This is a genomic window from Pseudomonas sp. P135 (assembly GCF_020312125.1).
In the GTDB taxonomy this organism is placed as follows: Bacteria; Pseudomonadota; Gammaproteobacteria; order Pseudomonadales; family Pseudomonadaceae; genus Aquipseudomonas; species Aquipseudomonas fragariae.
In genome coordinates this window covers 1-9,107 of sequence record NZ_JAGPYR010000040.1, presented here as the reverse complement: position 1 = coordinate 9,107, position 9,107 = coordinate 1, and the positions used below count along the sequence as shown (strand labels likewise).

The following is a 9,107-nucleotide window of genomic DNA, read 5'->3' as shown; positions in this document are numbered from 1 at the left end:
GCCTGCGCCGCCCAGCAGTGTGTCGTTGCCATCTTCACCGTTGAGGGTGTCACGACCATCGCCGCCGTCGAGGATGTCATCACCGGCACGTCCGTTCAGGGTGTCGTTGCCCTGTGCGCCAGACAAACGATCATCGCTGACGTAACCGGTGATGTTGTCGTCTATCTCAGCGCCCATCAGCAAGGCCGCGGTGATCTGTGCCTGATCCCAGACAACCCCGTCGGCAAACTGCAACTGGTTGATCGCATAGCCGTAGCTTGGATCGCTGTAGAAATGAGAGCTGACCCGCAGGGTTTCGCCCGTCTGACGAATCTGAATCACCAGATCATCGGACTCACGACGAATGCTCACATCATCCTTGGTCAGCCCCTCTAGACGAACGATGTCAAGCTTATCGAGCGTGGTGTCATTGTAGGAGTAGTTGTTGATGGTGTCCCGGCCATAACCCTTGCCGAAAACATAAGTATCAGAGCCTTTTCCGCCATCAAGCGAGTCGTTACCGGCACCACCGTCAAGCAGATCGTTGCCTGCACCGCCGCTAAGCGAATCGTTTCCAGCGCCGCCCAAGAGCGCGTCGTTACCGTCTTCACCGTAGAGCGTGTCCTTGCCATCCCCCCCATCGAGCACATCATCGCCTGCACGTCCACTCAGGGAGTCATTGCCCGCCAGGCCTGTGAGGTTATCGTCGCTGGCATAGCCAGTAACGCTGTCATCGCCTTCAGTACCGATCAGCAAGGCCGCGGTTATCTGCGCCTCGTCCCAGAGAGTGCCATCGGCAAACTGCAACTGGTTGATCGCATAGCCATAGCTTTGATCGCTATAGAAGTGCGAGCTGACGCGTAAGGTTTCGCCGGTCTGGCGAATCTGGATCAGCAGGTCGTCGGACTCGCGACGAATACTGACATCACGGGTATTCAAGCCCTCAAGATGAACCACATCCAGCTTGTCAGGCGTGCTGTCGTTATAGGCATAGTTGTTGATGGTGTCCTGCCCGGAGCCTTTGCGGAAGACATAGGTGTCCGAGCCCTTGCCACCTTCCAGGGAATCATTACCGGCACCGCCATCAAGCGTATCGTTGCCAGCGCCACCCGACAGGGTATCGTTGCCGAGCCCCCCGAGAAGCGTGTCATTACCGTCTTCGCCGTAGAGAGTGTCCCGGCCTTCACCACCGTTGAGCAGGTCATCGCCAGTACGGCCACTGAGAACATCGTCTCCCTCAAGCCCCACCAGCTCATCGGCCGTGGCATATCCGATGATACTGTCGTTGCCTTCCGTGCCGATCAACAGCGCCGAAGTGATTTGGGCCTGGTCCCAGATCGTACCGTCAGCGAACTGCAACTGATCAATCGCGTAACCGTAGGTTTGATCGGTGGTGAAATGTGAGCTGACGCGCAAGGTTTCGCCCGTCTGACGAATCTGAATCACAAGATCATCGGACTCGCGGCGAATACTGACATCCCCCGTATTCAGCCCTTCCAGACGCACCACATCCAGCCTGTTCGATGTGCTGTCGTTGTAGGTGTAGTTGCTGATGGTGTCCTGCCCGGAGCCTCTGCGGAAGACATAGATATCCGAGCCCTTGCCACCCTCCAGCGAATCGTTGCCCGTACCGCCATCAAGGATATCGTTACCTTCGCCACCCGAAAGGGTGTCATTGCCCGCACCACCCAGAAGGGTGTCATCGCCGGCCTCACCGTTAAGGCTATCCCTGCCATCTCCACCATCGAGCAGATCGTTGCCATTGCGGCCATTGAGAGTGTCATTTCCCGCCAGTCCGGATAGTGTGTCGGCAGTGTCGTAACCCGTAATGGTGTCATTGCCTCCAGTACCATCAAGGAGGGCCGAGGTGATCTGTGCTCGATCCCAAACGCTGCCGTCGGCAAACTGCAGTTGATCGATGGCATAACTCCAGTTGCTGGATTCGGCGCTGAAATGCGAACGAATGCGCAGGGCTTCGCCAGTCTGAAGAATCTGCACAATAAGGTCATCGGATTCGCGGCGCAGACTGACGTCTCCGCTGTTCAAACCATCCAGACGAACGACATCGAGCTTGTTCAGGGTCGTATCGTTGTAAGTCAAATTATCGATTGAATCGGAGCCAGACCCTTTAGCGAAGATATAGGTGTCCGATCCCTTGCCGCCTTCCAGCGTGTCATTACCAGCACCGCCATCCAGAACATCGTTACCGTTGCCGCCAGTCAGGCTGTCGTTGTCGGTACCGCCGAGCAATGTGTCGTCACCGTCTTCACCATATAACGTATCGCGTCCTGCTCCTCCCAGAAGGGTGTCATTGCCAAGCCCACCATACATCGTGTCATTGCCTGCCAAGCCTTGAAGGGTATCGTCAGTGTCGTAACCGGTGAGCGTGTCATTGAACTCGCCCCCCGTCAGTAACGAAGCCTTGATCTGATCTACACCCCAGACAGTACCGTCAGCAAACTGCAGTTGATCGATGGCGTAGTTGTAGTAACTGCTGGAAGGAGAGAAATGCGAGGAAACACGCAGGGTATCGCCGGTTTCCTTGATCTGGATAATCAGATCACTGTATTCCCGACGCAGGCTGATATCGCTCAGGTTAAGCCCTTCAAGACGAATGACGTCCTGTTTGCCAACAGTGCCCTCGTTGTACACACCGTTGCTGATGGTGTCCTGGCCAGAGCCTTTACGGAAAACGTAGGTATCAGAACCATAACCACCGTCAAGGCTGTCGTTGCCCGAACCACCATCCAGCACGTCATCGCCATAGCCGCCACTGAGCGAGTCATTACCTGCGCGCCCCAGCAATATGTCGTTGCCATCCTCACCGTATAAAGTGTCCGAGCCATTGCCCCCGTCGAGCACATCATCGCCCGCACGACCGCTTAGCAAATCGTTTCCATCCTGACCAAAGAGGCTATCTGCTGTGGCATAACCAGTGAGAGTGTCGGCCTCTTCCGATGGCAGAACAACGGCAGCTTTGATCTGTGCGCCATCCCATACGGAGCCATCGGCGAACTTCAGTTGATCAATCGCGTAGGCGGTGACGCCATCCTGACTGAAATGCGAACGCACCGTCAGGGTGTCACCTGTTGCCTTGATCTGAATGACAAAATCGTCACCCGACCGAGAAAAGCGCAGGTCGGCCGGATTCAAGCCATCCAGCTGAATGAGATCAACCTTATCGGCAGCTGTTTCGCCGTAAGAGCTATTGTTGATGCTGTCCTGACCGTACCCTTTTGCAAACCGGTAAGTGTCAGAGCCGCGACCGCCATCAAGCGTATCGTTGCCAGTGCCACCATCAAGGATGTCGTTGCCATCAGCGCCATAAAGAATATCGCTACCGGCGTTGCCCGACAGCAAATCATCCCCGTCCTCGCCATACAGGTAGTCTGAACCGGAACCGCCACTCAAAGTGTCTTGGCCAGTGCCACCGTACAAGTTGTCGTTGCCTTCGTCACCACTGACAACATCGTTGCCGGCAAGACCGTTGAGGACATCATCCCCCTTACCACCAGCAATACGGTCGTCGGATGCATAGCCGGTAAGGGCATCATTACCATCAGTGAAGGTAAAGGCCGCCATGCTCTTGATTTGTTCAACGTTCCACTGAGTGCCGTCAGCAAATCGAATCTGCTCTACGGTATAGGGCGTGTCGCCGTCATTCTGGAAGTAGCCGGAAATCGTTACCTTGTCCGTGGAATTTTTAAGGGACAAGACCAGATCATTATATGAACGGGTAACAATGATATCGGTCGGAAGAATGTCCATCGCGAACTCGATAACATCTGTCTTTCCTGCACTCGAATCGTAGTTATTGATCGAGTCCTGACCCCAACCACGGTTGAAACGATAGACGTCGGAGCCCTCGCCACCCGAGAGAGAATCGTTGCCATTACCGCCATCTAGTTGGTCGTTGCCCGAATCGCCATACAGAGTGTCGTTGCCTGAGTCGCCGGTCAGGGTGTCATTGCCTTCGCCGCCGGTCAGGTAGTCGGAGCCCTCGCCGCCGGATAACTGGTCAATGCCAGCGCCACCGTACAGGTAGTCATTCCCCTCCTCACCGAACAGCGCATCATTTCCGGCTTCGCCCGAAAGACTGTCAGCACCCGCCCCGCCTTGAAGGGTGTCATTACCCGCCTGACCATAAAGACTGTCATCGCCTAGACCGCCGTTCAGGGCGTCATCGGTGGCGTAACCCCAGAGGTTGTCATTACCGTCGGTGGTGACAGTGGACAGGGCTTTGATCTGATCAAGATTCCATTCAGTGCCATCGGCAAAGCGAATCTTCTCCAACGCATAGGGAGTAACACCATCATTCTGGAAATAGCCAGAAATCGTAATTCTGTCAGTAGCGTTTTTCAGCGACAGGACCAGGTCAGAGCCTGAACGGGTGACAATGATATCGGCCGGAAGAATGTCTGCCGCAAACTCAATAGCATCTGTCTTTCCCGCACTCGAATCGTAGTTATTGATCGAGTCCTGACCCCAGCCACGGCTGAAACGATAGACGTCGGAGCCATCGCCACCCGTGAGGTAGTCGTTGCCAGTACCGCCATCCAGTTGGTCGTTGCCTGAATCGCCGTAAAGAGTGTCGTTGTCTGCATCGCCTGACAGGAAGTCATTACCCTCTCCGCCAGCAACATAATCGCCGCCCTCCCCACCGAATAGCTGATCACCACCCGCGCCTCCGTACAAAGTATCCTTACCTGCGCCGCCTTCTAAATAGTCATCACCTTCCTGACCAAACAATATATCGTCACCTGCCGCTCCTTCAAGTTTATCGCTGCCTGCATATCCCCAAATCTGATCATTTCCATCCGTATATTTTATTGCCATGGAATAAACATTTTCGACTGACCAGATGGTTCCATCGGCAAAATGAATTTGATCGACAGCATACCCATGATTAGCAACCGTAACATCATCAAAATAGCTTTGAACAGTAACACTGTCGGAGCTGCCTTTAATTTTGAGGACTAAATCGTAATAGTTACGGGTAACAACTACATCGCTTACTGCTATACCCGAACCAAACCGAATAACGTCTACCTTACTGCCTTCGGCATCAGTGTCTGCGTTAAATATAGTATCCTGGCCATCACCCGCATTAAAATCATATGTATCTGAACCATCGCCACCTGCAAGATAATCATTCCCACCCCCTCCGGTAAGAACATCATTCCCTTGCCCGCCGTATAAACGATCGTTACCAGACAACCCTAGTAAATAGTCATCTGAAGCGTTACCGTTCAGTACATCATTACCTAGACCACCGACGGAATTATTGAAGCCTAGCCCGCTTAGCAGAGATGAAAAACCAGAATTACCTTTTTGTCCCTCTGCGCGAATCACCTCCAGTAGTTGTTCACCGAAGCTACCGACATCTTTAAGGCTTCTGCCGTACTCAGAAATAAATATAGTACCTTTTTCCAAATCCGCATCATACTGAGCTTGTAGCTTCTCAAGAACAGAGGATATGTCCCAGTGATACCCTGCCTCATCAATTGTGACGCTCAAGCCATCAAACACCCCCAGCAGATGAGTCTGGAGCATAAGCTTGTCATAAATTGCGGCAGCAAAGTTGTCGAACGCCTGGAGTAATATGCCAGCCGCAGGACCGTGCGGATTGGGATCCCGAGTCCCCCAGCACCAGGTACCCAAGTAATCTGTACCTAAAAAAGCTTCAAGCGTAGCTAGTTTACGAGCGTCCCCAATAACATTGCCATAAATTTGTGTAGCTGCTCGACTAGCCGGGTCGATATCTTGAACACCAGCCCAGTGATAAATAAGATCAATAATTATAGTTTGGCGAACAGAGGGGTCATTTTCGCGCTTGAAAGACTCAACCAAAGATTTCAATACAGGATCTGAGGCCATCGAGCGTTGGAGGCTATGAACATTGCCAAAACCCTGTATATCAGGAAGCGCCAAAATATCAGCGCTCACTACTACCGCTGACGTGTCAATCGTGTCCCTGCCGTTCACATCAAACCATACATCCTCTATCGCTGCGGCACTGCCATCTGTACGAGTATATGAGCCTAACTGACGATGCTCATTACCGTTAGCGTCTATGACACCCGACGGTACATCACCATTCGCATCCACCTTGCCTGGCTCAGAATAAGTCGTGCTGATAGATTTCACGCCAGCTTGCTCCAGAGTTAGAAGCTCACCAGCATCTACGATGCCATCAGAATTTTTATCTACCCACACATTTAACTCAGCGTATGCAAAATCTTTTATATCAAAAATGCCGTCTTTATTCTCATCAAGATCTGCCAGCGCCAAGAAACCGTTAGCTGCTTTACCGCCCAAAGAGTTTACAGTATTGTTCCCGAAAAGTTCCGCCCCCTGACTGATTCTTCCGTCCTTATTTTTATCCCAAACCAACAAGCCATCATCTTTTCCTACCCAGCCACTGCTTTCAGAAAATCCGTTTCCGTCATGATCAAAGTAAACGTTACTTTTAGCAGAAATCGTCTCAACTCCATCGCCATCAAGATCGAGTATAAGAGGGCTACGTGCGTCTTCAGCTCTCTCGAATGACTTCTCCATTTCAGATTTCATATCCTCGCCGATCTTTTTAAAATCTGGCAAGCCGAATACAGGAAAGTTTGACCACTCGCCCGAGGCACCGTCTATTTTTCCAGTAAATTTTATATTACCGTCATAGCCTATATCAAAACCTAGCCCCCCCTCACTTGTCCCGTCACCACTCTTTCCAGTGACTTCTGTCTTAACGCTATCTTTATCTAAGGAGATACCATACTTAGTCCCATCCTGCGAAGTCTTATCGACGGTCATCTTCCCTTTATCTTTCGTATCATAACCTATACCAAAATTGGTACCATCGCCTCCAGTCCAGTTATGACTGAAATCAAATGCATCTTTTTGGGAGTCATAGCCAGCGTGCTGAATAGAACCATCACCGGCATACCAATCGTATCCAGTTGAGAACTTACCATCGCTATAATTTATATCAAACTTACCATCTTCATTTTGTTGCGTCACTCCAATAGATGGATAAGTAGCATCGGGCTTCTTGGTGATCGAATAAGTTTGCGTCTTACCGATGGGGCCACTAAGCGAAGTAGTGTACCCGCCTAGACCATCGCTTGATACGGACCCCGTATATCCGTGGCCATCGGAAGCAGTCGCTTCATGAGTGACCGCGCCAGAACCAAAATCGTACTTAAACGTATACTTGACCGTCCAATCACTCATAAGAAGCTCCTAATGCCAGCAATTATTTTTTGGAATATCCGCAAAAGCCAAAACCCAGCTGAAATCAACTTTCAACCACCTATCAATGCACTTACGCTCACGCCAGCATTTTAAATACTTTAAACCAACATATAGTTTGAGCTCACGCCTGCCTACCCCCCACTGAACACGGGTAAGCCACGCAAAAACATCTATTTTAAATAGTTACTAACCGCAACACTCTTTTCTCTACAAATCTGGGGTGAAAGCTTCTCGCCCTCCATAGATTGCTTATCACTTAACCCACGCAAGGTTAAATTTAGCGCCTTCTTATAAGCTTCCCCCCCAGGCTTTATACTGAGAGCGCACTTAAGCAAAGCATAACTAACAACCAAATTTTGCGGAACACCAAGTCCTTTTTGATAGACAAGGCTTAGATTCGCGAAAGCTGCATCGTCATTCTGATTCGCAGCTTTCCAATACCACTCAATAGCGGCCGAATAGTCTTGAGAAACACCATAGCCATGCCTATACATGTTGCCTAACTCGTTTTCAGCGTAGGACACTTTTTCGGCTGCAAGCGCTCGAAAGTAAAGTATAGCTTCCGCATAGTCACGCTCTACACCACGCCCCTCTTTTAGCATGACAGCAAGCTGATACTGAGCACGAGGCATATTCTGAGCAGCCGCTAACCGATACCATTTTGCAGCTGCGGCGTTATCAATAGAACCGCCTTGGCCGGACTCAAGAAGGCTTGCCAGATCTGTCTGCGCAATCGCAAGTCCATGGTCAGCAGAGAGCCCAAACCAATAGCGCGCCTTCTCGAAGTCTGGCGCCACTCCTTTCCCAACGTTATAAAAATATCCAATTTTGTACTGTGCCGGAGCATAATCACTGGAGGCGCTCCGCTTATACCAAACAAGTGCGTTTGCATAATCCTGCTCTACACCAACTCCATATTCATAGGCTTGCCCCAAAGCTAACTGAGCAACTTTATCGTTTTTCTCAGCTGATTTTTTATACCACTCAAAAGCCTTACGCTCATCTTTTTCAACGCCCGTTCCATCGCTAAAAGATTTAGCCAAGTTACGCTGCGCTCCAGGATCGCCTTTCTCAGCAGCCAATTTAAGAAACTGAACCCCTTTAACCGCATCACGGCGCACACCACGACCTAATATATACGCCACCCCTAAACCATTTAGCGCTTCGGCGTCGCCGCTATTCGCGGCACGCTGCATGAAAATAATAGCTGATGCTTCATCCTTTTTTACACCTAGACCGTCCCTCAGCATGAGTGCGTAGTTAAACTGTGCGGCGGGCAGCCCTTGCTCCGCTGCAGCCTTATAATATTGAGCAGATTTAGATAAGTCTACAGGTACGCCGAAACCCTCTTCATAAAAAACACCCAACTTATATTGAGCTTTTGCAATACCATGATTTGCAGCTTCCGACATGAACCCAAAAGCTTTTACTGGGTCCTTGCTAACACCGTTGCCTTCCTCATACTGCAGCCCCATATAGTAGTTCGCAGTTGCATCGCCTTTCGCAGCCTCGTCTTTAAATATGGAAAAAGCTTGCTCATACGATTGCTGACTATATGCATCAACCCCATCCTTTACCGAAGCCAGCGCACTACTTGAAAAATAAAAAACCAAAAACAAAGACCACAAATTATTGCTTTTCAAAAACCCGTCTCTGCCTAAATATCTTGCAATCATCATTACCTCCAAAAAAAATAATGAACAAAACCTGCTAGGATCTGCCCCCTTCATCAAACCCACAACTACCGCTCCCTCAAACTCTCCTGAGCATGCTGCTGCAACGGACTCAAAAAATACTCAATCACCCGCCGCTTGTTCGTCGTCACTTCCGCCGTCACCGCCATGCCCGGCGACAACTTGATGTCCACGCCATTCACATTC

2 protein-coding genes and 1 pseudogene are annotated in these 9,107 nt (G+C 50.7%); all 3 read right to left on the bottom strand.

Translation table 11 applies throughout. The features are described from left to right. Positions 1-7,206 (bottom strand): calcium-binding protein (locus KBY08_RS26150; protein WP_318654647.1); only part of this gene is annotated, 7,206 nt, incomplete at its 3' end. Between the two features lie 191 nt (positions 7,207-7,397). Continuing rightward, positions 7,398-8,903, bottom strand: a complete 1,506-nt coding sequence (locus KBY08_RS26145) for a tetratricopeptide repeat protein (RefSeq protein WP_024660241.1) — start codon at positions 8,901-8,903, stop codon at positions 7,398-7,400. Between the two features lie 65 nt (positions 8,904-8,968). Next, positions 8,969-9,107, bottom strand: a pseudogene (locus KBY08_RS26140) (hemolysin secretion protein D); the annotation flags it as partial.